General features: G+C 67.9%; 22 protein-coding genes. 13 read left to right on the forward strand and 9 right to left on the reverse strand.

Features of this window, described 5'->3' with window-relative positions; translation table 11 throughout:
- The first annotated feature begins 85 nt into the window (after positions 1-85).
- On the forward strand, positions 86-955 hold the full coding sequence (locus tag AB4850_RS10995; protein ID WP_414439838.1) for a sulfurtransferase: 870 nt from the start codon (positions 86-88) through the stop codon (positions 953-955).
- Between the two features lie 15 nt (positions 956-970).
- Here AB4850_RS10995 and AB4850_RS11000 read toward each other — a convergent pair whose 3' ends face one another.
- From AB4850_RS11000 to polA, 3 genes are all read right to left on the reverse strand, one after another.
- Complete coding sequence (locus AB4850_RS11000) at positions 971-1843, reverse strand: dienelactone hydrolase family protein (RefSeq protein WP_414439839.1); 873 nt, start codon at positions 1841-1843, stop codon at positions 971-973.
- 326 nt (positions 1844-2169) lie between these two features.
- On the reverse strand, positions 2170-3495 hold the full coding sequence (locus tag AB4850_RS11005) for an NAD(P)/FAD-dependent oxidoreductase (protein WP_414439840.1): 1326 nt from the start codon (positions 3493-3495) through the stop codon (positions 2170-2172).
- A gap of 201 nt (positions 3496-3696) precedes the next feature.
- Positions 3697-6459: a DNA polymerase I gene (polA, locus tag AB4850_RS11010; RefSeq protein WP_414439841.1), complete on the reverse strand. Its 2763-nt coding sequence runs from the start codon at positions 6457-6459 to the stop codon at positions 3697-3699.
- A gap of 1 nt (position 6460) precedes the next feature.
- Between polA and AB4850_RS11015 the strand changes: the two genes are divergently transcribed.
- On the forward strand, positions 6461-7228 hold the full coding sequence (locus tag AB4850_RS11015; protein WP_414439842.1) for a TIGR00730 family Rossman fold protein: 768 nt from the start codon (positions 6461-6463) through the stop codon (positions 7226-7228).
- Between the two features lie 120 nt (positions 7229-7348).
- On the opposite strand, the gene AB4850_RS11020 is transcribed toward AB4850_RS11015, so the two are convergent.
- The gene (locus tag AB4850_RS11020; protein ID WP_414439843.1) at positions 7349-9499 is read right to left on the reverse strand and encodes an FUSC family protein; all 2151 of its coding nucleotides are present in this window, start codon (positions 9497-9499) and stop codon (positions 7349-7351) included.
- A 567-nt stretch (positions 9500-10066) separates the two neighbouring features.
- Between AB4850_RS11020 and AB4850_RS11025 the strand changes: the two genes are divergently transcribed.
- The gene (locus AB4850_RS11025; protein WP_414439844.1) at positions 10067-10303 is read left to right on the forward strand and encodes a hypothetical protein; all 237 of its coding nucleotides are present in this window, start codon (positions 10067-10069) and stop codon (positions 10301-10303) included.
- Positions 10304-10412: 109 nt separating this feature from the next.
- On the opposite strand, the gene AB4850_RS11030 is transcribed toward AB4850_RS11025, so the two are convergent.
- Positions 10413-11939 (reverse strand): AMP nucleosidase, encoded by a 1527-nt coding sequence (locus AB4850_RS11030; RefSeq protein ID WP_414439845.1) that lies wholly within the window; start codon positions 11937-11939, stop codon positions 10413-10415.
- A gap of 160 nt (positions 11940-12099) precedes the next feature.
- Between AB4850_RS11030 and AB4850_RS11035 the strand changes: the two genes are divergently transcribed.
- From AB4850_RS11035 to AB4850_RS11055, 5 genes are all read left to right on the forward strand, one after another.
- Positions 12100-12495, forward strand: coding sequence for a hypothetical protein (locus AB4850_RS11035; protein WP_414439846.1), 396 nt, complete (start codon positions 12100-12102; stop codon positions 12493-12495).
- A gap of 91 nt (positions 12496-12586) precedes the next feature.
- Positions 12587-13585: a homoserine kinase gene (locus AB4850_RS11040; RefSeq protein WP_414439847.1), complete on the forward strand. Its 999-nt coding sequence runs from the start codon at positions 12587-12589 to the stop codon at positions 13583-13585.
- Entirely contained in the window at positions 13576-14382 is an 807-nt protein-coding gene (locus AB4850_RS11045) for a BPSS1780 family membrane protein (RefSeq protein WP_414439848.1), read from the forward strand. Before AB4850_RS11040 ends, AB4850_RS11045 begins: the two co-directional genes overlap by 10 nt.
- Positions 14383-14465: 83 nt before the next feature.
- Positions 14466-14942: a MarR family winged helix-turn-helix transcriptional regulator gene (locus AB4850_RS11050; protein WP_414439849.1), complete on the forward strand. Its 477-nt coding sequence runs from the start codon at positions 14466-14468 to the stop codon at positions 14940-14942.
- A 117-nt stretch (positions 14943-15059) separates the two neighbouring features.
- Positions 15060-15479 (forward strand): organic hydroperoxide resistance protein, encoded by a 420-nt coding sequence (locus AB4850_RS11055; RefSeq protein WP_206125439.1) that lies wholly within the window; start codon positions 15060-15062, stop codon positions 15477-15479.
- 188 nt (positions 15480-15667) lie between these two features.
- Here the strand turns inward: AB4850_RS11055 and AB4850_RS11060 are convergent, their stop codons facing one another.
- On the reverse strand, positions 15668-15844 hold the full coding sequence (locus AB4850_RS11060; protein ID WP_414439850.1) for a DUF3563 family protein: 177 nt from the start codon (positions 15842-15844) through the stop codon (positions 15668-15670).
- Positions 15845-15939: 95 nt separating this feature from the next.
- Positions 15940-17031 (reverse strand): PHB depolymerase family esterase, encoded by a 1092-nt coding sequence (locus tag AB4850_RS11065; protein ID WP_414439851.1) that lies wholly within the window; start codon positions 17029-17031, stop codon positions 15940-15942.
- A 236-nt stretch (positions 17032-17267) separates the two neighbouring features.
- Here AB4850_RS11065 and AB4850_RS11070 point away from each other — a divergent pair, with 236 nt between their 5' ends.
- Positions 17268-17960 carry a phosphatase PAP2 family protein gene (locus AB4850_RS11070; RefSeq protein ID WP_414439852.1) on the forward strand — a complete coding sequence of 231 codons (693 nt, stop codon included), beginning with the start codon at positions 17268-17270 and terminating at the stop codon, positions 17958-17960.
- A 40-nt stretch (positions 17961-18000) separates the two neighbouring features.
- Here AB4850_RS11070 and AB4850_RS11075 read toward each other — a convergent pair whose 3' ends face one another.
- Positions 18001-19701 (reverse strand): CHAD domain-containing protein, encoded by a 1701-nt coding sequence (locus tag AB4850_RS11075; RefSeq protein WP_414439853.1) that lies wholly within the window; start codon positions 19699-19701, stop codon positions 18001-18003.
- Between the two features lie 126 nt (positions 19702-19827).
- On the reverse strand, positions 19828-20211 hold the full coding sequence (locus tag AB4850_RS11080; protein WP_414439854.1) for a tautomerase family protein: 384 nt from the start codon (positions 20209-20211) through the stop codon (positions 19828-19830).
- Positions 20212-20323: 112 nt separating this feature from the next.
- Here AB4850_RS11080 and AB4850_RS11085 point away from each other — a divergent pair, with 112 nt between their 5' ends.
- The 4 genes from AB4850_RS11085 to AB4850_RS11100 all read left to right on the forward strand — a co-directional run bounded on the left by AB4850_RS11085 (position 20324) and on the right by AB4850_RS11100 (position 24469).
- On the forward strand, positions 20324-21181 hold the full coding sequence (locus tag AB4850_RS11085; protein WP_414439855.1) for a LysR family transcriptional regulator: 858 nt from the start codon (positions 20324-20326) through the stop codon (positions 21179-21181).
- 38 nt (positions 21182-21219) lie between these two features.
- Positions 21220-22140 (forward strand): DMT family transporter, encoded by a 921-nt coding sequence (locus AB4850_RS11090; RefSeq protein ID WP_414439856.1) that lies wholly within the window; start codon positions 21220-21222, stop codon positions 22138-22140.
- A gap of 120 nt (positions 22141-22260) precedes the next feature.
- Positions 22261-23049, forward strand: coding sequence for a sensor histidine kinase (locus AB4850_RS11095; protein WP_414439857.1), 789 nt, complete (start codon positions 22261-22263; stop codon positions 23047-23049).
- Positions 23050-23128: 79 nt separating this feature from the next.
- Entirely contained in the window at positions 23129-24469 is a 1341-nt protein-coding gene (locus tag AB4850_RS11100; protein ID WP_414439858.1) for a hemolysin family protein, read from the forward strand.
- Positions 24470-24479 lie beyond the last annotated feature (10 nt).

Below are 24479 nucleotides of genomic sequence, written 5' to 3' on the forward strand. Positions count from 1 at the left end.
CGGCGGCACCCTCAAAAGACGAGCTGCGGCTCGTCTTTTTTTGTTTAGACTGGATGATTCGGCCGTTTCCTCAGCAGGAGCCATCATGCCCCACACTCACTACACGACGCTCATCTCGGCCGGCAACCTGGCCGAACGCCTGGCTGCCGCGCCGGACAGCGTCCTCGTCTTCGATTGCCGTTTCGACCTCGCCGCGCCCGAGGCCGGCACGCAAGCCTACGCGGCCGGCCATCTGCCGGGCGCCGTCTACCTGCATCTCGATCGTGATCTGTCCGGCCCCAAGAGCGGTACCAACGGCCGCCATCCGCTGCCCGCGCGCGACACGCTCGTCGCTGCCCTGGCCGCGAAGGGCTTGCGTGCGGGCCAGCAAGTGGTGGCGTACGACGCGCAAGGCGGCATGTATGCCGCGCGTCTGTGGTGGCTGCTGCGCTGGCTCGGCCACGATTCGGTGGCGGTGCTCGATGGCGGCCTGGCCGCCTGGCAGGCCGCCGGCCAGCCGCTGACGCCTGACGTCCCGGCGCCGAAAGCCGGCGATTTCCGCGCGCAGGCGCCGCTCGCGACCGTGGTGGACGCCGCCGCGGTGGTGGCGAATCTCGCGTCGAAATCACGTCTGGTGGTCGATGCCCGTTCGCCCGACCGCTACCGCGGCGAAAACGAAACGCTCGACCCGGTCGGCGGCCATATCCCCGGCGCGGCCAACCGTTTCTTCAAGGACAACCTGAACGCGGAAGGCCGCTTCAAGAGCGGCCACGAACTGCGCGAGGAATGGACGGGCGTGATCGGCCAGCAACCGGCGAACAACGTGATCCTGCAATGCGGCTCGGGCGTGACCGCCTGCCACAACGCACTGGCGATGGAGATCGCCGGGCTCCACAATCCGCTGCTGTATGCCGGCTCGTGGAGCGAATGGAGCGCGGATCCGTCGCGGCCGGTGGCGACCGGCCCGAACCCCTGAGCCGCGCGGGCAGCGTTACAGCACGCCGTATTTGCGGAACCACGCGAGCGCGCGCTTCCAGCCGTCGTCGGCGTCGGTCTTGATGTAGCTCGGCCGATAGTCGGCGAAGAACGCGTGCCCCGCATCCGGATACGCGAGGATTTCCGATTCGCGCGCGGCCTTGTCCGGGCTGGCCAGCAGCTTGCCGCGCATCTCCGACAGCGTCGCCTGCGGAATGCTGTCGTCCTTCGCGCCGTACAGGCCCAGCACCGGGGCCTTCAGTTCGGCCACGTGATCGATCGGGTTCGACGGCGTCATCTCGTTGCGATCGCCCACCACCTTGCCGTACCACGCCACCGCCGCACGCACATGCGGATTGTGCTCGGCGAACAGCCACGCCTGGCGGCCGCCCCAGCAGAAACCCGTCACGCCCAGGCGCGTCAGATCCCCGCCGTTCTTGCCGGCCCACATGACCGTGGCGTCGAGATCCTCGCTGACCTGACGGTCCGGCACCTTGCTGACCACAGCGGCGTACAACTCGTTGATGGTCGGGTACTTCGACGGATCGCCCTGACGCGAATAGAGATTCGGCGCGATCGCCAGGTAGCCGAGCTTGGCGAAGCGGCGGCAGACGTCCGCGATATGCGCGTGCACGCCGAACACTTCATGAATCACGATGATCACGGGCAAGTTGCTCTTGCCTTCCGGCTGCGCGCGGTAGGCCGGCACGCTGGCGTCGCCCGAGCGGATCTCGACCGTATCGCAATCGAGGCCGGCGCTGTCGGTGGTGATCGTCTGCGCGGAAACGGGCAGCACGGCGGCGGCGAACGAACCGCCGAGCGCCTGCACGAAGCGACGGCGATTGAACGGGACGTGCGGGACGAGGCTGTCCACTTCGGGTTTCAACATGCAAGGCTCCTTGAGATTCGACACGGCGACGCCAAGGCACGAGGCGACGCCGGCAATACGGACGACGGGAGCGGACCGCCGCGCGGCAATCGGCTCGCAGCGGGCTCGACACACCGGCCCGGCCACGGGATCCACCGGCTCCAGCGATCCGGAACCCGCACACGATGCCGAAACTTACAGGTCGCCGTCAACTGTTTCGCACACGACGCCGACGGTTCGCCGCGATCGGCCGGCCCGATGTCAGCGGCGCGTCAGGCCGCCGCCATTCCCGTGCCACGTTCGGCACGCCGGCCTGCTTGCGGCTGCGACGCGGCCTCGCCACGCCCTCAATGCAGCTTCACGCGCGGCAGCGTCGAGCGCCGCAACCAGTGCGCCACCGTGTCGAGCATCATGCGCGGATAGCCGTGCAGCGCCGCGATATGCAGGCGATACAGCGACATGTACATGAAGCGTGCGAACAGCCCCTCGATCAGCATGTTGCGGCCGATCAAGCCGCCCATCAGGCTGCCGACCGCACTGAAATGCCCGAGCGAGACCAGCGAGCCGAAATCGCGATAGGCAAACGACGGCAGCGGCCGGCCATCGAGCCGGCAAGCCAGCGCGCGCAGCAGGAAGCTGGCCTGCTGATGCGCGGCCTGGGCACGCGGCGGCACGTTGCGATCGGTGCCGGCCCACGCGCAGGCGGCGCAATCGCCAAGCGCGAAGATATCGTCGTCGAGCGTGGTCTGCAGCGTCGGGCGCACGGCGAGCTGGCCGAGCCGGCTCACCTCCAGGCCGTCGAGTTGCGACAGCACGGCCGGCGCCTTGATGCCGGCGGCCCACACCGTCAGGTCGGCGCGCACCGCCGCGCCGCTCGCGGTATGCACGACGCCGGGCGCCACCTCGGTCACGCGCTCGCCCAGCATCAGCCGCACGCCGAGCTTGTCGAGCAGTTCGGCGGTGGCCGTCGAGACGCGCTCGGGCAGCGCCGGCAAGATGCGCGGCCCCGATTCGATCAGCACGATGCCCACGTCGTGCTTCGGATCGAGCTTGTGCAGCCCATACGCCGACAGCACCTGCGCGGTGTTGCGCAATTCCGCCGACAACTCCACACCGGTTGCACCAGCACCGACGATCGCCACCTGGATCGGCGGCTCGCTCGACACCGTGACGGCAGGCGGACGATGCTCGGCGCGAATGCAGGCAGCGATCAGGCGCTTGCGGAACCGCTCCGCCTCGCCCACCGTGTCGAGCGCGATCGCATGCTGTTGCGCGCCCTCGGTGCCGAAGAAATGCGTGGTGCTGCCGATCGCGATCACGAGCGTGTCGTAGTCGAGCGTGCGCTCGGGCATCAGTTCGAGGCCGTCGCTGTCGAGCACCGACGCCACCACCAGGCGCTTCGCGCCGCGATCGACCGACGTCAGCGCGCCCTGCTGGAATTCGAAGCCATGCCAGCGCGCCTGCGCTGCATATTCGAGCTCCTGCGTGAACGGGTCCATGCTGCCGGCCGCCACCTCGTGCAGCAGCGGTTTCCAGATGTGAGTGGGGTAACGATCGACCAGCGTGATCAGTGCACGGGCTTCGCGCTTGCCGCGCGCGCCGTAACGATCGCCGAGCCGGGTCGCAAGTTCGAGCCCGCCGGCACCGCCGCCTACGATGATGAAACGATGCATTCAATCCCCCGCGTTGATTTCAGGAGTGCATACGATTGTGCGCGCGGCGATGTCAGAATTCGAGATAAATCCGAGAAAAGACATCGCAAGACGACTTCACCGCTGCGGCATGCCTGTGCATGCACGCCCGACACGGCGGGCGGCTGCGCGCGCGAGCCGCCAAGGTGACCGCGCGGCGCGCAGCACGCGCCGCGCATCGGGTCAGTGCGCTTCCTCCCAATTGCTGCCGGCGCCCACTTCAGCCACCAGCGGCACCTTCAGCTTGGCCACGCCGGCCATCATCTCGGGCAGCTTCTTGCGCACCGTCGCGAGTTCGTCCTCGGGCACTTCGAGCACCAGTTCATCGTGTACCTGCATGATCATGCGCGAGCGCAGGCCATCGCGATCGAGCCACCTGTCGACGGCGATCATCGAGAGCTTGATCAGGTCGGCCGCGGTGCCCTGCATCGGCGCATTGATGGCCGCGCGTTCGGCCGCCTGACGGCGCGGGCCGTTGCCGCCGTTGATCTCGGGCAGCCAGAGCCGGCGGCCGAACACGGTTTCGACGTAGCCGTTTTCCTTGGCCGAGGCGCGTGTGGTGTCCATGTAGTTCGCCACGCCCGGATAGCGTGCGAAATAGCGGTCGATGTAAAGCTTGGCGGCATCGCGCGTGATGCCGAGGTTCGCGGCGAGGCCGAACGCGCTCATGCCGTAGATCAAGCCGAAGTTGATGACCTTGGCGATGCGGCGCTGATCGTTGCCGACTTCGAGCGGCGTCACGCCGAACACTTCGGCGGCCGTCGCGCGGTGGATGTCCTCGCCCTGCGAGAACGCGCGCAACAGCGATTCGTCGCCCGAGATGTGCGCCATGATGCGCAGCTCGATCTGCGAATAGTCGGCGGACACGATCTTGCAGCCGGGCGACGCGATGAACGCCTCGCGAATGCGCCGGCCCTCGGCCGTGCGCACCGGGATGTTCTGCAGGTTCGGATCGTTCGACGCGAGGCGGCCGGTGACGGCCACGGCCTGAGCGTAATTGGTGTGCACGCGCCCGGTGCTCGCGTTGATCATGCGCGGCAGCTTGTCCGTGTAGGTGGACTTCAGCTTCGACAGGCCGCGATGTTCGAGCAGCAGCTTCGGCAGCGGGTAATCCTCCGCGAGCTTCTGCAGCACTTCCTCATCGGTGGACGGCGCGCCGCTCGGTGTTTTCTTGACGACCGGCAAGCCGAGCTTCTCGAAGAAGATCTGGCCGATCTGCTTCGGCGAGCCGAGGTTGAATTCGCCACCGGCCAGTTCGTAGGCCTCGCCTTCGAGCTGGATCAGGCGCGTCGCGATCTCGCCGCTCTGCTTGGCGAGGCGCTCGCTGTCGATCAGCACGCCGGTGCGCTCCATCTTGCGCAGCACCATCGCCACCGGCAGTTCGATCTCGGCATACACCCGCTTGAGCCCCGCGTCGCGCGCCACCTGCGGATACATCGCGCGATGCAGTTGCAGCGTGATGTCGGCATCCTCGGCCGCATAGGCGGCGGCAGCGTCGAGCGCCACTTCGTCGAAACCGATCTGCTGCGCGCCCTTGCCCGCCACCTCCTCGTACTTGATCGTCTTCACGCCGAGATGGCGCAGCGCGAGGCTGTCCATGTCGTGCGTGCGATGCGATTCGAGCACGTAGGATTCGAGCAGCGTGTCGTGCTCGATGCCGTTCAGCGCGATGTCGTAGTTCGCCAGCACCTGCGCGTCGTACTTCAGATGCTGACCGACCTTCTTGCGCTCGGCGCTTTCGAGCCACGGCTTGAGCTTCGCCAGCACTTCGTCGCGCGGCAGTTGCTCGGGCATGTCCGGGCCGCGATGCGCGACCGGGATATAGGCCGCGCTGCCCGGCTCGGTCGACAGCGAAATGCCGACGACCTGCGCGACCATCGGATCGAGCGAGGTGGTTTCGGTATCGAACGAGGTCAGTTCGGCGGCCTCGATCTTCGCGAGCCAGGCGTCGAACTGCGGCCAGGTCTGCACGGTTTCGTAGTTGCGTTCGATGGCTGCCGCGGCCGGCACCGGATCGGCGCTGCCGTCGGACGGCTCGCCGCCGTTGGCGTCGTTCCCTGCGGGCGTGGCTTCCAGCTCGCGCCGCCAGGTCTTGAAGCCGTTCGCCTCGAAGATCGGCAACAGCGCATCGCGCGCCTCGGCGCCGGTCGCGAGCGACGCTTCGATCGTTTCCACTTGCGGCTTCAGCTCGCAGGCCGTCTCGACCGTCACGAGCTTGCGCGCGAGCGGCAGGAAATCGAGCGCGCGGCGCAGGTTGTCGCCCACCACGCCCTTGATCTCGGCCGCGTGCTCGACGATGCCGTCGAGCGTTTCGTATTGCGCCAGCCATTTCACGGCCGTTTTCGGGCCGCACTTCTCGACGCCCGGCACGTTGTCCACCGTGTCGCCGATCAGCGACAGGTAATCGACGATGCGCTCCGGCGGCACGCCGAACTTGCCGATCACGCCGTCGCGATCGAGCACTTCGTTGGTCATGGTGTTGACGAGCGACACGTGGCCCGTCACCAGTTGCGCGAGATCCTTATCGCCGGTGGAGATCACGACCTTCATGCCGCGCGCTTCGGCGGCATGCGCGAGGGTGCCGATCACATCGTCGGCCTCGACGCCTTCGATCATCAGCAGGGGCCAGCCGAGCGCGCGCACGGCTTCGTGAATCGGCTCGATCTGCAGCGCGAGATCGGGCGGCATCGACGGGCGGTTCGCCTTGTATTCGGTATAGAGATCGTCGCGGAAGGTTTTGCCCTTCGCATCGAACACGCACGCGCTATACTCCGCTGTAACTTCCTTGCGCATGCGGCGCAGCATGTTGATGATGCCGTAGAGCGCACCGGTCGGTTGACCGTCCGGCCCGCGCAAATCGGGCATTGCGTGGTAAGCCCGATAGAGATAGCTCGAACCATCAACCAACAGCAGGGTCTTACCTTCCAGGTTCTGTTCTTCAGGCATTATGAATAAGAGAAAAGTGATTCCGAGCTTGCGTTCGCTGGCAGATCAAGAACGCGCGACAGCAAAGAAAGCCCGCGCTTCGTGGCAGATGTTCACGATTATGGCAGAGTTTATCGAGGCGACCGAGTACCTCTCGGAGATCCGCCCGGCCGTCAGCATCTATGGTTCGGCGCGTCTGAAAGCCGAGTCGCCGCACTATCAGTTGGCCGCGCAAATCGCGCGCAAGCTGTCGGACGCGGGCTTCGCCGTGATCTCCGGCGGCGGCCCCGGCATCATGGAAGCCGCCAACAAGGGCGCCCATGCGGGCAAGGCCCCGTCGGTCGGTCTGAACATCGAATTGCCGCACGAACAATCGGGCAACAACTACCAGGACATCTCGCTGCGCTTCCGCCATTTCTTCACGCGCAAGGTCACGTTCGTGAAGAACTCCGACGCGGTGGTGGTGATGCCCGGCGGCTTCGGCACGCTCGACGAACTGTCCGAAGTGCTCACGTTGATCCAGACCAAGAAATCGCGCCTCGTGCCGATCATCCTGGTTGGCAGCGAGTTCTGGCAGGGCCTGCTGCAATGGTTCCGCGACCAGTTGATCCCGATGGGCCTGATCAATCCGGACGACATGGATCTGATGCAGGTGATCGACGATCCCGACCAGGTGCTCGAAGCCGTGCTCGCGTTCTATGAAGATACCGGCGAGGAAGGCGAAGCGCAGGAAGCGCCGCAGCAGGAACGCGACGATCGCCGCGACGACGACCGCATGTTCTATCTGTAAGCCGTCGCGCCGCGCGGCGCGGCAATGCAAAACGGGCGACGCCGAAAGCGTCGCCCGTTTCGTTTGATGCACAATGTTTCGCAGTGCTTGTGATGTGGCGAGTGGATTCCGCCCGCGCGTTCAGCTCGCGCGGCGCACCGCAGCGACATTACGCCGCGCGAGCGGGCCGTCGCCGCCCTGCAGGTCGCCGATCAGGCGTTGCAGCAGCGCGATCTGGCCGACCGCATCCATTTCGAGTTGCGCGAGCTTCTCGCGCGGCGGCAGCGGATGGCGCGCCGGCACGCGGCCGGTCGCCAGCATCGCGTCGATGTCGTCGCTGGCCGACTCCACCCACTCCACCAGATCCACTTCCATGCGCGGGCCGTGCACGCTGAGCCGCAAATGCGCCGCCGTGCCGGCCATGCGGCGCAGCAGGCCAAGCACGGTCGAGGCGGCGGTATCGAAACGCGTGTCGTCGAGCCGTTCGAGGCGGATTCGGTTGAACGCTTCCTCCGCGTTGTTGCTGGCCAGCCCGGCCTCGCGGCGCAGCCGCTCCGCCTCGCGGTTCGTGCGTCCCGGCGCCTCGATCGCATCGACCAGATAGCGCAGGTTCGCCGAGATCGCCGACGCCAGTTGGCCGCGAATGTCGATCTGCTCGCGCGTCGGCCACAGCAGGAAGGTTGCGACCAGCGCGATCACGCAGCCGAGCACGTTGTTGCCGAGCCGTGTCAGCGCGTAGGTGAGTTCGCTCGCGGCCGGCGTGGCGAAGTCGGCCACCAGCACGAAGGTGGGCGTGAGGAACAGCACGAACAGGCTGTAGCTGACCGGGCGCAGCGCCATCGTCGCGCACACCAGCGGGAACACCGCGAGCGAAATGCCGATCGGCGAATGCACGGCCAACCCGATCGCGGCCGCCAGCAGGCCGCCGATGATGCTGCCCGCCGCGCGCTCCACGCTGCGCGGCCAACTGCCCGCGATCGACGGTTGCAGGATCAGCAGCGTCGCCATCGTCGTCCAATAGCCGAACGGCACGCCGAGCAGCCGCACCACCAGGAAGCCGAGCGTGGTGGCCACCGCGACGCGCGCCGCGTGGCGCAGCCCGATCGATTTCCACGACAGGTTCGCGCGCAACGTCACCCAGGCGCGCGCCAGCGCCGAGCGCAGTGCGCGCGTCCAGCGCAATTGCTGGCGCGGCGCCTGCGTCACGTCGGCCGGATCGGGTTCGAGCTGCAAGGCCATCGTCATCGATTCGCCGAGCGCCGCGTCGAGCCCCCGCGCGAAACGGCGCAGCCGGCGTTGCAGCACGTCGGGGCGCTCCCACGGCGCCGCATCGATCGCGTCGCCGACACGCCGCAACAGCTCGGCAATGCCGGCCAGCACGCGCGCCGCCCGCGCCGGATCGCGCAAGGTCTGACGGCCGCGCTGGCAGACGCCCGCCACCGCGATCAGATGCGCGAACCAGCGCTCGCCCTCGGCCACCGCGATCAGCAGGTTCGCATACGATTCGCGACGGTCGGTCTTGGCTACCGGCATGCGCGCCAGCGTGCGGCGCGAGGCTTCGAGCGCGGCGCGCGCATCGGAGCGGTATTTCGAGGCGTGCATTTCCCAGGCACGCTGGGTCTGCGCCGGTTCCGACAGCAGCCGCGAGGCGTCGTGCGCGATATCGGCGAGCCGCACGTACACACCGCGCACGGCCGTGCGCCCCTGCGCGAACGGATGGATACGCCACACGGTCAGGCTCAACACGATCGCGAACACGCAACCGCCGAAGTACACGCCGAGGAACATCAGGCCCGAGCGCCAGTCGTGCATCGGGCGATCGGCCATCACCACGCAGGCGGTGGCCGCGAGGATCGTGACCTGCGCCGTGGCCGCTCCCCAGATGCGGCCGAGCGCGCCGAGCGAGGTGAACACCAGCACGGCGAGCAGCGCGATCAGCGTGCCGGTGCCCGAGGCGAACGCCGTCGCTCCGCCGCACACGGCCGACAACACCGCGAAGCTCGCCATCGATGCGAAACGCGTGCGGTTCGAGCCGGCCGCATCGGCCAGGCAGGTCCAGAACGCGCCGATTGCGGCCCAGGCGAACTCGGGTTCGTGCAGCAGGTTGCCGATCACCAGCATCGCCGTGGAGGCGCAGGCCGCGCGCAACCCTTCGGACAGGCTCGCGTCGTTGACCGCGAACGACACCATCCACAACGGCCGCCGGCGGGACCACGAGCCCGCGAGCACATTGAGGTTGTTCAGGCGGGCCGCGACGACGAGCCTGAGGCGATGGTGAAGGTGGCGAAGCATTGCGAATTCGATGATGAGACGGATGGAAACCAGGAAACAACGGGGAGCGCATGACTAAACAACGTCCGACCGGCCGAAACGATGATAAGGGAAAACCCTTGTTTTACATAAATAAGTGTCGGATTTGAAGGCAAAATGTCGGGAAAAACCGGTGCGGAGCGCCGAAATCGACGCCCCAGCAGCGCATTCAACGCCATTCGCCCCCCGAAGGCTGCCCATCGTAGCGGAGGTCCAAGGCGTTTTCATGAGCCGGCCGCTGCAACACTTGCCGCGATTCGTAACGATCGGTATCAGCGCCGGCCGACGCCAGGCCGACGTTTCCGCCATCGAAACGGCCCGAATCGCGCCATCACAAAGGAGATTCGGGCCAGATCGCAGTGCCCCGCCCGGCGGCCCGGCGCGCGCACCGCTGCCGAATCTAAGGTTACAAATCCATACGCTAATTAATCTTCTCGATCGCCAGACTGCAGTCATGCCGTGACCGACGCGGCACCGCACGGCCGGTTCGCCGGCTTCGATGCGAAACGTGACGGACACTCTGATTCACCCTTTCGAGGAGAAGACCACATGAAACGCCTTCTGATCGCTACGCTGCTCGCCGGTTTTGGTGTTGCCCTGTCGGGCGCCGCAAACGCCCAGGTTATCGTCGCCGGCGGCGGCGGCCCGGCCGTCGTCATCGGCTGGCACGGCGACCGCTATTACGACGGCCACCGTTACTGGCAGCGCGATGAGTGGATGCAACATCACCGCCACGACCGCCCGCATTGCCCGCCGGGGCATTGGGGCCACAATGAGTGCCGTTAAGGCATGACGGCCGGCGCGGCCCGCGAGTCGGGCCGGCGCCGTGAAGCAGAAAGGGCCGCCCGGTTCAAGCCGGCCCTTTCTTGCGTTGGCGTCGATGCGCGGCGCGTTCTTACTGGAACGCTACCTCCGCAAACCCCCGCAGCTTCCGGCTGTGCAGCTTCGCCAGCCCGTTGGTGCGCAGGATCTCCATCGCCAGCACGCCGATCTGCAGATGCTGATCGACCTGTGCGCGATAAAACTGATCGGCCATGCCCGGCAGCTTCAGTTCGCCGTGCAGCGGCTTGTCCGACACGCACAGCAGCGTGCCGTACGGCACCCGGAACCGGAAGCCGTTCGCGGCGATCGTCGCGCTTTCCATGTCGAGCGCCACCGCGCGGCTCTGCGACAGGCGCTTGACCGGCTCGCGGTGATCGAGCAATTCCCAGTTGCGATTGTCCACGCTGGCCACCGTGCCGGTGCGCATCACGCGCTTCAGGTCGGTGCCGTCGAGCTCCGTGACCTGCGCCACGGCGCGTTCCAGCGCCACCTGCACCTCGGCCAGCGCCGGGATCGGCACCCACAGCGGCAAGTCGTCGTCGAGCACGTGATCCTCGCGCACATAGCCGTGCGCCAGCACGTAGTCGCCGAGGCGCTGCGTGTTGCGCAGCCCCGCGCAGTGGCCGAGCATGACCCACGCGTGCGGGCGCAGCACGGCGATGTGATCGGTGATGGTTTTCGCGTTCGACGGGCCGACGCCGATGTTGACCATCGAGATGCCGCTGCCGTCGGCGCGCTTCAGGTGGTACGCCGGCATCTGCGGCAGGCGCGGCGACGGCGCGCCTTCGACGGGCTCGTTACCGAGGTTGGCGTTGTAGGTGATCATGTCGCCCGGCTCGACGAACGCGATGTACTGGCTGCGATATTCGCGCACGGCCGGATCGTCGCTGGCCGACATCAGCGTGCGGCCGAGTTTCACGAATTCGTCGATATAGAACTGGTAGTTCGTGTACAGCACGTAGTTCTGGAAGTGCGCCGGCAGCGTGGCCGTGTAGTGGCGCAGCCGGTGCAGCGAGAAATCGACGCGCGCGCCGGTAAACAGCGCCAGCGGCTGCGGCGCGTCGGGCGGTACCTCGTGGGTGCCGTTGGCGATCCGGTCGTCGAGATTAGCCAGGTTCGGCACGTCGAACACGTCGCGCATCGCGAGCAGCCGGTCGCGATCGAGATCGCCCTCCAGGTGGATGCCCTCCGAGAACGCGAAATGAATCGGAATCGGCTGGTCCGACACCCCCACCTCGATCGCCACGCTGTGATTCTTCGACAGCAGGCGCAATTGCTCGCGGTAATAGCTCGCGAACAGGTCCGGCCGCGTCACGCTGGTTTCGAACACGCCGGGGCCGGCCACGAAGCCGTACGAGCGGCGCGAATCGATGTTGGTGTTGACGTCGGTGCTGACCCGCACGAACGGGTAGAACGCACGCACGCGGCCGCCGATCGGCTCGTTGCGGCGATAGCGTGCAAACGCATCGCGCAGGAACGCAGTGTGAGTTTCGTAGATCGAGGACAGACGCGCGACCGCCGCGACGGGATCGTCGAAGGATTCGACGGGCGGGCACTCGGGCGTGAGCGGACGATGCTGGCGATGGATGTCGTTGTTCATTGTCGGTTGCCTCCAGAATTGCGTCCGACATTATCACGGGCGCACCACCGTGGCGCGTCGGCCACGCCGCCCCGCCGACGCTGCGCCGCCACAGCGCAGAGAACGCCGTATCGGCCGGCCCCGGTTTTGCTAGAATCGTGCGGTTAATTCGGAGAAACCCATGAAGCCGCTCCTTTTCGCCGCCGCGCTTGCGACGGTCGTCCTCGCCGGGCCTGTGTTCGCCGAGGGCTCGCCGCCGAGCGACGACGCACGAGCGCGCGCCGCGCAGGACGAAGCCGCAGGTCTGCCCGACCTCACCAAGATCAACCGCCCCGGTGCGGAAGTCAGCTCGAAGGTCGAGTTCGACGACATCACGCGCACCCCGAGCTTTCACAACAAGAGCGTCAGCGGCACCGAAGTGACCGAATACCGCGATCGCGGCAAGCCCGTAGAGATCGACGTGCGCTCGAACTTCGGCACACGCTACCAGATGAGCTCGACCCCCGATATCTCGCCGCGCCCGCATCAAGGCAACGTGCCCGTCACGCGCGTGCCGTCGATCAACCTGCATTATTGATCCATCCCCCTCGGCGGGGCGGCCCCGCCGCCCTCCCGCAGCAAGCCGCCGGCCCCGCCCGGCCCGCCCACCCCGTTCGACGCTTTCCCGCATGGCCGTTTTCACCGCAATCTCCGATTCCGATCTCGCGCAATGGATGCGCCACTACGATCTTGGCGAAGTCGTCGCGTTTCGCGGCATTCCGTCCGGCATCGAGAACAGCAATTTCTTCCTGACGACGACCCACGGCGAATACGTCCTGACGATCTTCGAAAAGCTGACGGCCGCGCAGTTGCCGTTCTACCTCGAACTGATGCGCCACCTGGCGCATCACGGCGTGCCGGTGCCCGACCCGGTGGTACGCGCCGACGGCACGCTGTTCGGCGAGCTGCACGGCAAGCCGGCCTCGATCGTCACCAAGCTCGACGGTTCGGCCGAACTCGCGCCGGGCGTCGAGCATTGCGTGGAAGTGGGCCAGATGCTCGCGCGCATGCACCTCGCGGGCCGCGATTACGCGAATCACCAGCCGAACCTGCGCAGCCTGCCATGGTGGCAGGAGAACGTGCCGGCCATCGTGCCCTTCATCGACGGCGAGCAGCGTGCGCTGCTGGAGAACGAGCTGGCGCATCAGGCCGCATTCTTCGGCTCGGCCGACTACGCCGCCATGCCGGAAGGCCCGTGCCACTGCGACCTGTTCCGCGACAACGTGCTGTTCGCGCACGCGTCGCCCGACACCGGCCACACGGTGCGCCTCGGCGGTTTCTTCGATTTCTACTTCGCCGGCTGCGACAAATGGCTGTTCGACGTGGCCGTCACCGTCAACGATTGGTGCTCGGACCTCGCCACCGGCGCGCTCGACGCCGAACGCGCCGATTCACTGCTGCGCGCCTATCAAACGGTGCGCCCGTTCAGCGACGCCGAACGCCGCCACTGGCCCGACATGCTGCGCGCCGGCGCGTACCGGTTCTGGGTGTCGCGCCTGTATGATTTCCACCTGCCCCGCGCCGCGGAGATGTTGAAGCCGCACGACCCGGGCCATTTCGAGCGCATCCTGCGCGAGCGCATCGCCCACGCGCTGCCGCTCTCCGAACGACACGAACCATGCAACTGATCGAAGTCCCCGCCAAGACCGGCTACGTCTGGTTTCGCCAGGGCGTCTGGCTGTTCCGGCGCAACCCGCTGGCGTTCATCACGCTGTTCTTCACGTACCTGCTGGCGATGATGATCGTCTCGCTGGTGCCCGTGATCGGCGCGGCCCTGCCGCTGCTGTTCATCCCGGGCATCTCGGTCGGCTTCATGGCCGCCTGCCGCGACGCCGTGGCGGGCAAGCCCGTCATGCCGACCATCCTGCTCAACGGCTTTCGCAGCTACGGCAACGTGACGACGCAGCGGCTGTTTACGCTCGGCGGCATCTACATCGTGTCGATCGCGGTGGTGTTCGCCTGCTCCGCCTTCGGCGACGGCGGCACGCTGCTGCGGATCATGTTCGGCCTGAGCCCCGAATCCATCGACCCGAACGTGATCATCTCGACCGACACGCTGGTCGCGCTGCTGATCTCGGCCGTGCTCTACGTGCCGGTCTCGATGATGTTCTGGTTCGCGCCCGTGCTGACGGCCTGGCACGACATCCCGCCCGTCAAGGCGCTGTTCTTCAGCATCGTGAGCTGCTGGCGCAACCGCTGGGCCTTCACGCTGTACGGGCTGCTGTGGATCACGGTCGTGATGGGCATTACGTTCGGGCTGGCCGCGCTGCTGCACGCGATCGGCGTCGGGGCCTATGCGATGACGCTGATGATGCCGGTGTCGGTGGTGATCACCGCAGCGCTCTACTGCTCGTTCTACGCGACGTATCGCGGCTGTTTCGGCATTCAGGAGCCGGGCAGCACGCCCGCGCCGCCCGCGCGCTGATACCCGGCGAGCGGTGGCCGCCAAGCGCCGCCGCTCGCCAGCCCGGCCAGATCGGCGCACAATCGTTCACGTACGAATTTTTTGTGCCCGACAGACAGGCCGACGATCATGTCCGATCTCCCCCCTTCCCCGCCACGCTCGACGAACAGCTCTGCTTCGCGCTGTATTCCACCTCGCTGGCAATGACCAAGGCGTACAAGCCGCTGCTCGAACGGCTGTCGCTGACCTATCCGCAATACCTGACGATGCTGGTGCTGTGGGAAACCGACGGTATCGCCGTCAAGGACATCGCCGCGCGGCTGCATCTCGATTCGGCCACCGTCACGCCGCTGCTGAAACGGCTCGAGGCGCTCGGCTACCTCGAACGCACGCGCAGCACCACCGACGAGCGTGTGGTCTACATCAAGCTGACCGACACCGGACGCGCGCTGCGCGAGCAGGCGCGCTCGGTGCCGGCCGATCTTTTTTGCGCAATGCAGCAAACGCCGGACTTTCTCGTGCAACTCCGCGAAGAACTTCGGCAACTTCGCGACGCCCTCGCCGATCACGACGACGATTGACTACGCCGATGGCCCCGGCTTCCGCTTCGCGCAAAATATAGTTTGCACACTAATCATTAGTTCGATATATTTAACCCAGCTTCTCCTCCCCCCTCACCGACACGAACAGGAGTCATCATGAACATTCTCTACAAGACGAGCGCGACCAGCACCGGCGGCCGCGACGGCCGGGCGGTTTCGGAAGACAACAAGCTGGACGTGAAGCTGGCGGCGCCGCGCGAACTCGGCGGCACGGGTGCGGAAGGCACGAACCCGGAACAATTGTTCGCGGCCGGCTATTCGGCGTGTTTCCTGAGCGCGATGAAATTCGTCGCGGGCCAGGCCAAGCAGGCGCTGCCGGCGGACACGACGGTGACGGGGCAAGTGGGCATCGGCCCGAACGACAAGGGCGGCTTCGCGCTCGACGTGGAACTGCGCGTGTCCTTGCCCGGCCTGGAACCGGAAGCGGCGAAGGCGCTGGTGGACAAGGCGCATGAAGTCTGCCCGTATTCGAACGCAACCCGCAACAACGTGCCGGTGCGTATCGTCATCGCCTGAGGTTCAGGCGATCGGGCCGTTGACCGAGTCATGGGCCGCGCGCCCGGCAATCCGGGCGCGGGAAATGATGAAAGACTGCAGGAAGCAGAGACAGCAAGGCGTGGCGACCGAGAGGCCGTCACGCCTTTGTCGTTGCGCGCAAACGATGCGGCAACGATGAACGACTCAGGCAGCGTTCAAGGCAGCGCTCAGCGTGCGGCCATCCAGGCCGGCGTACGCTGCACGGCGTCATGGTCGAGCTTGCGGATGCGGAATTCGAGGTCGTACAGATCGGTTGCGTCGGCAAGATACGCATCGGAGCGTTCTTTCGAGATCTGTTCGGAGGATTTCGTCAGGAACAGGAACAGGCGGCTCAGCAGGTACATGGTCGTATTCTCCAAATCCAAGGGTTATCGCTTAAGTGTTAACCCGGATTATAGGGAAAACCCTAGGCCCCGCCAAGCGTTTCAAAAATACTGATTCACCTTGTCGCACCCTGCCGACATTGCTCGGCAAAAAAGCCCCAGATCATCGCGCTGGCGTCGGGGCCGGTGGCCGCGTGGTACGGCACAGTATCGTCGCCGCCGGCCCACGCGTGGCCGAGCTGCGCGACGTGGCAGACGCGCACCACCGGCTCGCCGCCGCGCCGATACTCGATCAACCGCGCATCGCCGATATCGGTCTCGCTGTGTTCGACGCCTTCCGGCACGCCAGCCGCGTCGGCCAGGCCGTTGAGCCGCAGGAACTCCACCGCCAGTTGGTCCGCATTGGCCGACGCCACCACCGGGTCGCCGTCGCCGTGCACAATCAGCACCGGCATGCCCGGATAGCTGCCGGGCGCCGCGTAGCTGTCGGCGATCTCGGCCGGATTGCGGTGCACGCCGCGCCGCATCACGTCCATCGCGGTGATGCCCGAATGCGCGTCGCCGAACGCCGGCCCCGAATGCAGCGCGATCGCCGCGAAGCGTTCCGGGAAATGCAGCGCCAGCAAGGTCGCCAAGCCCGCCCCGGCCGACAGCCCGGCGGCATAGACGCGCGATGCATCGAAACGACGCGCCTCGACGAGCGTATCCACCAGGTCGACCACGGCCTGCGCCTCGCCGCGCCCGCCGCGCTCGGTATCGTCGTACCAATGCCAGCAACCGTGCGAATGCGCCTGCGTCGACTGCTCCGGATACAGCACCGCGAAACCGTGGCGATCGGCCAGCAGATTCATGCGGGTGCCCTGCGCGAATTGATCGGCGTCCTGCTGGCAGCCATGCAGCATCACCACCAGCGGCGCGCCGTCCGGCAAGCCGTTCGGCACGTAGAGCGCGTAGCCGAGATGGCTGACGAAACGCCCGATCACGAGCGGCAGCGGATGATCGCCGCGAGTCCACTCGCCACCGGCCCAGGCCGCCGCGCGCGGCCGCACGCGCGATTCGCGCGGCGTGGCGGCGGGCACGGCTTCCGGCGCTTCGGCAACCGGCGCAGGGAAGGCGGGCAGCGGCGTGCTCACCACGCCGTGCGGCAACGACGTGCCCATCATCTTCTTCATACCGCCCAGCCAAAGCTTCGTCAGACTTTTGGTCATCGATCAGGCTCGCAGTGGAAATCGGGCACCTGAATAGGTGCCACCGAGTTAATTTGTGCATTGCACAATAGCACTGTTTACGCAGTTTCACCGGGGGCCGGATCGTGCCGAGGTCATGCCGAGGCGCGAATTGCCCCGTTATACTGCTGAACGATCGCCGTCCGTCGCGCGGCGTCGCCCACCCCGGGCGTCGCGCGGCCGGATCTGTCTCCCCGCCTCACTCAGCCGCCGTTTCGATGTACGACCTGCCTCTTCAACTCTGGAACTGGATCACCTACTTCGGCAGCGCGGGCATCACGCTGCCGCTGGCGGCGACGCTCGCGATCTGGCTCGCGCTCGGTTATTCGCCGCGCCTCGCGATCGCCTGGCTCGCCGTGCTCGGCGTGGGCATTGCCGCCGTCGCGTTGACCAAGGTGGCGTTCCTCGGCTGGGGCATCGGCATCCGGGCCTGGGATTTCACCGGCTTCAGCGGCCATTCGATGCTGTCCACCTCGGTCTACCCGGTCGTGATGATGATCGCGATGACGCGCGCGCACCCGGCGCTGCGCATGGCCGGCGTGGCGTTCGGCATCGCGCTCGGCGTGGCGGTGTCGCTGTCGCGCGTGGTGCTGTCCGCGCACTCGCCGTCCGAGGCGATCACCGGCTGCGTGGTCGGCGCGCTCACCGCGCTGTCGTTCGTGGCGATCGCCTGGCGCGCGCAGCCGCACCGGTGGTCGGTGCCGGCCGTGGTCGCGAGCCTGGCGGTGGTGACCGTGGCGCTGCATGGCGTGCCGGTGCCGTCGCAGCGCTGGGTGACCGAAGTCGCGCTGAAGATGTCGGGCCACCAGCATCCCTACGTGCGGGCGCGCTGGAAGGCCAATCCGAACTATCGGCCGGCCTCGCGGCCGGCGGCGGCTGTGTTCCAGCCCGCCGAGATGCGCCGCATCTGAACGCCGCCAGCACACCTTCGCGGCGGCAGAACGCCGCCCCTCAACCTCGAATTCTAGGACGCCGCAGCTTGCGCAACTCCGCTTCGGCCGCCACCGCCGCATAGCGCTGCGCGGCGGCCCCGTAGCCGCGCGCGAACCCGAGCTGCTCGGGCGGCGCCGACAGGCGTTCGAGATGGCGCAAGCCCACCTCGGCATCGTTCGCGTCGCCCAGCGTGCCCTGCACGCGCGACAGCGTCTTGACCAGCTTGCCGCGCGTGCTGCGCGCCGCGATCGACGCGAAGAACTCGAGCGCGTAGCGCAGCCGTTTCGCGTCGATACGCACGCGATGGCGCCTGTCGGGATCGAGCGTGGTCAGCTTCGGCACCGTGTAGAGCCGCGCGAACAGCTTGTCGACGCGCTTCACGACATGCCGCTTCAGCGAGCGCCGCTGGCGACGCGATTCGCCCTCGCCGCCGCGCAGCGACAGCAGGCACAGCCACTCGATCCAGCCCAGCACCAACCGCGCATAACGCGCCGACGCCACCGCCTGCCGCAGATCGCCGCGCGCGATGTCGCGCTGACCGGCGGCGGCGTCGAGCGTCGCGGCCCAACCGGGTTCGCCGGCCGGGTCGGGATCGGCGTCGCGCAAGCCCGGCAGCGTTTCGCTGACGCACACATCCCAGTCGCGCACCACGCCGAGCTGCGCGCCGAACCAGGACAGGTCGGCGGCGAATGCATCGCGATAGGCGTCGTCGGCGAAATCGTGGAACAGGCGCATCAGCGTGCGCAGCCGGCGCAGCGCCACGCGCATCTGATGGACGAATTCGGGGTCGTTGCTGTCGCGCACGCCGGCATCGTTGCCGAGCCATTGCGCGGCCACGTTCGCGCCAAGCACGAACAAGGCCTCGCGCTGCGAGCGGATGCCGTGCAGTTCGGACAGCTCGGCGCGCGCCGGGCCGGTGGCCGCATCGGGCAGCAGGCCGGCGCAGGCCTGATCGACCAGCGAGGCCGGCTTCAGGAACGCGGGCCACGCGCCGCTCAGTTCGCGCGCGGCGTCGAACAGCGCACGGAGCGCCAGCGCACGGCCCTCGGCGTCACCCGGATCGGCCACGGCGAGGCGCAGCTCGCAGGTGCGGCCGGTGCCGGTCGAGGTGGTCCAGCTCAGATCGTCGAGCGTCAGGTCGACGGGCACGCCGTCGTCGCGCTGCCAACGGCCCCGGCGGCGCTCGCAATCGAAGCCGAACGGCAAGGCTGCACGCGTCGCGTCGACGGACGGCTCGCCCGCTTCGGGCAGCGCCGCTTCGAGCACGGGCGTGGCCGCGGCGTGCCCGGCTTCGATCTCGAACAGCGGCACCGCGTCCGTATCGAGCGCGCGGCGCACGGCGGCCGTCAATGCATCGTCACCATCGGCCGCCGCGCTTTCGGCATCGGCAACCGCGGCCGGCGCATCGAGCCGCTCGCGGATCGCCACGCCCGGCGCGAACGCCTGCACGCGCGCCGCCGCCACGCGGCCGCCCGACGGCCCCGCCTCGCGCCACGCGCACCAGCCGGCCGCCTTCGGCACCGCCTCGGCCAGCGCGAGCGGCCGGATCGCGAGCCGTTCGTGGCCGCGCTTCATGCGCACCGGCGGGCAGATCCGCCACGCGCGCACCAGCTCCATGCCGAAGTCGCGCACGGCCCGTGCGGTGCCGCGCCTTCGCGGGGCAGTCGCGTCGCCCGAGGGCAACGGCAGGGCAAGCACGATTTCGAGAACACGCGTCATGACACCTCCGCTCCAGCCTGTCCGCCGCGCCGCTGCGGCCGTCGACGGCTGTCGATGCCGAACATGGTACATGGCGCGGCACACGGCGAGCAGGGGCGGCGCACGGCCGGTTCGGCCGCGCGGGGCTCAAGTCGCGTACTGCGCAATACCCATGCCGAACGACCAGTTGTCGACCGACACTTCGACCAGATTGACGAGCACGTCCTCGGGCCGCACGCCCGGCGACGCGCCCAGCTCCTCGACGATCAGCCGGTATAGCTCGCGCTTCTGTTCGAGCGTGCGCGTGTTGTTCGCGGTGATCTGGATCATCACCAGATCGTCGCTGCGCTCGATGCCGAGGTAGTGGCGGCCATAGACGAAATCGTCGGCGCCGTGCTGCGTGAGGGTCATGAAGATGTCGTCCTCGGGCACGTTGAACGCGCGCTGCAAGGCACGGTGGATGCCGGTGAACAAGGCGCGGCGATCTTCGGCGGAACGACCTTCGCGGATGGCGATGCGGGTAATGGGCATGACAGGCTCCTGAGGGGTGGATACGCGGTTGAAAACACCGACACCCCCAGCGTAGGGCGGCCCATCTATAATGAACAGATATCACTCCATATATCATTCATTTTCATCTGAAATGAAACCCCTCGATCTCGACGCCGTTCGCGCGTTCGTGCTGGTGGCCGACCTGGCCAGTTTCACGCGCGCCGCCGACGCGCTCGGCACCACCCAATCGGCCGTCAGCCTGAAGATCAAGCGCCTAGAGACCCACTTGGGCCGCGCGTTGCTGGAGCGCACGCCGCGCGTGGTGCGGCTCGCCGCCGACGGCGACGCGTTCCTGCCCGCCGCGCGCGAGTTGCTCGATGCCCATGCGCGCGCGCTCGGCGCGGTGGCGGCCGAGCCGCGCCGGCTCGTGCTCGGCATCAGCGAGCACGTCGCGGTGCCGGATCTGCCCGCGCTGCTGGCCAGCCTGAACCGGCACGACCCGGCGCTGGCGCTCGACCTGCACCTCGGCTCGTCGAACACCCTGCTCGGGCTGTACGACGAGCGGCAGCTCGATGCGGTCCTGATCCGCCACGAGCCGGGCGAGGACGCGCCGCGCGAGGGCGGCCAATTGCTGTTCACCGAGCCGCTGGCCTGGCTCGCCGCGCCCGATTGGGCACCGCGCGCGGGCGAGCCGCTGCCGCTGGCGGTGCTGTCCGGTTCGTGCGGCGTGCGGGCGGCCGCGCGGCGTGCGCTGGAGCGCGCCGGCCTCAGCTACCACGAGCGTTTCACGAGCGGCGGCGTTGCGGCGGTGGCCGCCGCCGCGGAGGCCGGCCTGGCCGTGTGCCCGCTCGCGCGTCGCGTGGGGCCACGCACGCTGGTCGAGGTCGGGACGCGCTTCGGCCTGCCCGCGCTGCCGGTGTCGGAAGTGATCCTCTATTCACGGGTGCGCGACCCGCGCTCGGCCGACACGCTGCGCCGATTTACGGCGAGCCTGTCCGCTTCGGCATAAACTGTCCGGCTGCCCACCTTCCCCTCGATGCCCGACCGATGACGCCCGCCGCCCGCCAACACCTCCGCGCGAACCTGCTGATGCTGGCCGCCGCCGCGATCTGGGGCTCGGCCTTCGTCGCGCAGCGCCTCAGCCTGTCGGTGATCGGCCCGTTCCTCTATACCGGCCTGCGCTTCCTGTTGGGTGCACTGGTGCTGGTGCCGCTGCTGCTGGCGCGCCGCTCGGCGCGCGCCGAATTCGCCGCGCTCGCGCAACGGCCCGCCGGGCTCGTGCCGGGCCTGGTGCTCGGCACGCTGCTGGCCGTCTCGATCTCGCTGCAGCAGGTGGGCCTGCAATACACGAAGGTGGCCAACGCCGGCTTCATCAGCTCGCTCTACGTGGTGCTGGTGCCGCTGATCGGCGTGGCGCTGCGCCATCGCGCGGGCCTCGGCACCTGGCTCGGCGCGACGCTGGCCGCGATCGGCCTGTATTTCCTCAGCGTCGACGAGCATTTCTCGGTGATGTACGGCGACGGTTTCCAACTGGCCGGCGCGGTCATCATCGCCATGCATGTGATCGCGGTCGGCCATTTCGTGCGACAGCGCGACCCGCTGGTGCTGGCGTTCCAGCAGTTCGTCGTGTGCGGGCTGCTGTGCGGCGCGGTCGGGCTCGCCGTCGACACGCGCGACACGGCCACGCTGCTGCGCGCGCTGCCCACGCTGCTGTACGGCGGCGTGCTGTCGGTCGGCGTGGCCTACACGCTGCAGGTGGTCGCGCAACGCGACGCCGCGCCCGCGCACGCGGCCGTGATCTTCAGCATGGAAGGCGTGTTCGCGGCCATCGCGGGCTGGGCCGCGCTCGGCGAAACGCTGAGCCTGCGCGCGCTCGTCGGCTGCGCGCTGATGCTGGCCGGGCTGCTGGTCTGCCAGTTGTTGCCGGGCCGCGCCGCCGCGCGCGAGGATGGCGGCCTGCCCGCTTGAGCATGCGCCGACAGCGGCGGAAAAATAGGACCCGATCGATCGGCAACGGTGCGCCGCGTGTGCGACGCCGGCGAATTCGATCCCTATAATGTCGGTTCCCTTCCTTTCCGCACACGCCTCGTGAGCCTTTCCGCCGCCGACCTTTCCGCCGCCCTGCTGCGCGAGCGCGCCGCCCGTTATGCGGCCGAAGCCGCGCTGTTCGCGCGCGATCAGGCGCTGTCCGTCGCATCGCACGATCTGCGCAGCCCGCTCAATGCGATGCACAGCTGGGCCTACGTGCTCGAACGCCAGTTGCCGCCCGGCGACGTCTCGCTGCAGCGCGCGCTGGGCGGCATCCGCACCGGCATCGAACAACAGACCAGGCTGATCGAAACGGCGCTCGACGCGCCGCGCGCCGATACGCGCGCGCTGGTGGTGGTGCCCGCCGGCTTCGCGCTCGCACCGTTCCTCGACGATTGCGCCGCGCTCGCCCGCGCCGCGCTCGGCGACGCGCGCGGCACGATGCTCGTGCTCGAAGCCGGCTCGGCGCGCGACACCTCGCTGTTCGCCGATGCCGAACGGCTCTCGCAGGCGCTGTGGGCGCTGACGGTGTTCGCCATCGAGGCCAGCGCGCCCGGCGCAACCGTCACGCTGCGCTGCGACGCGCTGGCCTCGGCCGACAGCGTCACGTTCGAGGCGGCGTTCACGGCCGATCCGGCCGCCATCGTCGACCCGGCGCTGCCGCACGCGCTCGACGCCGGCGCGCGCCGCGAGGCGCTGCTCGAACGCGACGGCCGCCGCCCGCCGTGGGCGATCGCGCTGTGCCACCGCGTCGCCCTCGCGCACGGTGGCAGCTTCACGCCGCCCGTGCTCGAAACCGGCGCGCCGGCACGCTGCGCGCTGACGCTGCCGCGCAAGGCCACCACATGAGATTTTTTCCGGAACGCCAACTTTACGTCCGGCTTTCCGCCCCTATACTGGCGTTTCCTTCACTTCCGGAGTTGTTTCGTTGATACAGATCATCGCGCTGATCGGCGCGTTGTTGCTGGTGGCGCTCAATGGCTTTTTCGTCGCCGCCGAATTCGGTCTCGTCAAACTGCGCGCCACGCGCGTCAAGACGCTGGCCCGCCAGCACGGCCTTCGCGGCCGCATCCTGCGTGTCGTCCACGCCCGCCTCGACGCGTATCTTTCCGCCTGCCAGCTCGGCATCACGCTCGCCTCGCTCGGCCTCGGCTGGATCGGCGAGCCGGCCTTCGCCGAACTGCTCGCGCCGCTGCTCGGCGCACTCGGCGTCGATTCCCCGCAACTGGTGCATGCGATCTCGCTGGTGTTCGCGTTCACGGTGATCTCGTTCCTGCACATCGTGGTCGGCGAACTCGCGCCGAAATCGATGGCGATCCGCCAGCCCGAGCAGGTCGGCCTGTGGCTCGCGCTGCCGCTCTACGCGTTCTACTGGGCGATGTATCCGGCGATCTGGGTGCTCAACAACAGCGCCAACGCGGTGCTGCGCATCGTCGGCCTGACGGCCGAGCACGGCGGCGATTCGCACTACTCGACCGACGAACTGAAGCTGATCCTGCGCAGCCGCCGCAATGCCGTCGGCGCGAGCAAGGCGCCCGTCGCCACCTACAGCAACGACGAGTGGAACACGCTCGCGCACTCGCTCGATTTCTCGTCGATGACGGTGTCGGACCTGATGCGCCCGGCCAACGAAATGATCGGCCTGCGCCGCGACCTGCCGCTGCTCGACAACATGGGCGTGGTGGCGCGCCACCGCTTCAGCCGCTACCCGCTGTTCAGCGACGCCGCGCGCGAGCAGGTGATCGGGCTGATCCACCTGAAGGACCTGCTGCTCGCGCGTCACGCCGGCGCGGCGCTGGAGGATCTGTCCGACTACGTGCGCCCGGTGCAGTACGTGCGCCCCGATACGCCCGCGCTCGAACTGTTCCGGCGCTTTCGCAAGGGCGCACCGCACTTCGCGCTGGTCGGCAACAAGCATGAGAAGCCGATCGGCTTCCTGACGCTCGACAATCTGCTCGGCGCGCTGGTGGGCCAGATCCACGACGAATTCCGCCAGGGCGACGCCGATTGGGCGCGCCTCGACGACGGCACGCTGATGGGCAAGGGCAGCCTGCCCGTGGTGTCGCTCGAACAGGCGCTCGGCATCGATATCGACGAAGGCCGCGCCGAATCGGTCGGCGGCCTCGTGATCCAGGCGCTCAGCGATCTGCCGAGCGAAGGCCAGCGCGTCTCGTTCGACAACTTCGACGTGGTGGTCAAGAAGATGAACGGCCCGCGCATCGTGCTGGTGCGCGTGTATCCGAAGGACATCAAGGAAGCGGACGAGTAAGCACCACGCC

This window comes from Burkholderia sp. 22PA0106 (assembly GCF_047497155.1).
Lineage (GTDB): Bacteria > Pseudomonadota > Gammaproteobacteria > Burkholderiales > Burkholderiaceae > Burkholderia.

Bases quoted from the DNA above. Each gene is read 5' to 3' on its own strand.
- AB4850_RS11000 (WP_414439839.1), bottom strand. From the start codon at position 1,843: ATGTTGAAACCCGAAGTGGACAGCCTCGTCCCGCACGTCCCGTTCAAT.
- AB4850_RS11030 (WP_414439845.1), bottom strand. From the start codon at position 11,939: ATGAACAACGACATCCATCGCCAGCATCGTCCGCTCACGCCCGAGTGC.
- AB4850_RS10995 (WP_414439838.1), top strand. From the start codon at position 86: ATGCCCCACACTCACTACACGACGCTCATCTCGGCCGGCAACCTGGCC.
- AB4850_RS11035 (WP_414439846.1), top strand. From the start codon at position 12,100: ATGAAGCCGCTCCTTTTCGCCGCCGCGCTTGCGACGGTCGTCCTCGCC.
- AB4850_RS11065 (WP_414439851.1), bottom strand. From the start codon at position 17,031: ATGACCAAAAGTCTGACGAAGCTTTGGCTGGGCGGTATGAAGAAGATG.
- AB4850_RS11090 (WP_414439856.1), top strand. From the start codon at position 21,220: ATGACGCCCGCCGCCCGCCAACACCTCCGCGCGAACCTGCTGATGCTG.
- AB4850_RS11060 (WP_414439850.1), bottom strand. From the start codon at position 15,844: ATGTACCTGCTGAGCCGCCTGTTCCTGTTCCTGACGAAATCCTCCGAA.
- AB4850_RS11085 (WP_414439855.1), top strand. From the start codon at position 20,324: ATGAAACCCCTCGATCTCGACGCCGTTCGCGCGTTCGTGCTGGTGGCC.
- AB4850_RS11075 (WP_414439853.1), bottom strand. From the start codon at position 19,701: ATGACGCGTGTTCTCGAAATCGTGCTTGCCCTGCCGTTGCCCTCGGGC.
- AB4850_RS11015 (WP_414439842.1), top strand. From the start codon at position 6,461: ATGAATAAGAGAAAAGTGATTCCGAGCTTGCGTTCGCTGGCAGATCAA.
- AB4850_RS11045 (WP_414439848.1), top strand. From the start codon at position 13,576: ATGCAACTGATCGAAGTCCCCGCCAAGACCGGCTACGTCTGGTTTCGC.
- AB4850_RS11020 (WP_414439843.1), bottom strand. From the start codon at position 9,499: ATGCTTCGCCACCTTCACCATCGCCTCAGGCTCGTCGTCGCGGCCCGC.
- AB4850_RS11025 (WP_414439844.1), top strand. From the start codon at position 10,067: ATGAAACGCCTTCTGATCGCTACGCTGCTCGCCGGTTTTGGTGTTGCC.
- polA (WP_414439841.1), bottom strand. From the start codon at position 6,459: ATGCCTGAAGAACAGAACCTGGAAGGTAAGACCCTGCTGTTGGTTGAT.
- AB4850_RS11080 (WP_414439854.1), bottom strand. From the start codon at position 20,211: ATGCCCATTACCCGCATCGCCATCCGCGAAGGTCGTTCCGCCGAAGAT.
- AB4850_RS11005 (WP_414439840.1), bottom strand. From the start codon at position 3,495: ATGCATCGTTTCATCATCGTAGGCGGCGGTGCCGGCGGGCTCGAACTT.
- AB4850_RS11055 (WP_206125439.1), top strand. From the start codon at position 15,060: ATGAACATTCTCTACAAGACGAGCGCGACCAGCACCGGCGGCCGCGAC.
- AB4850_RS11040 (WP_414439847.1), top strand. From the start codon at position 12,587: ATGGCCGTTTTCACCGCAATCTCCGATTCCGATCTCGCGCAATGGATG.
- AB4850_RS11070 (WP_414439852.1), top strand. From the start codon at position 17,268: ATGTACGACCTGCCTCTTCAACTCTGGAACTGGATCACCTACTTCGGC.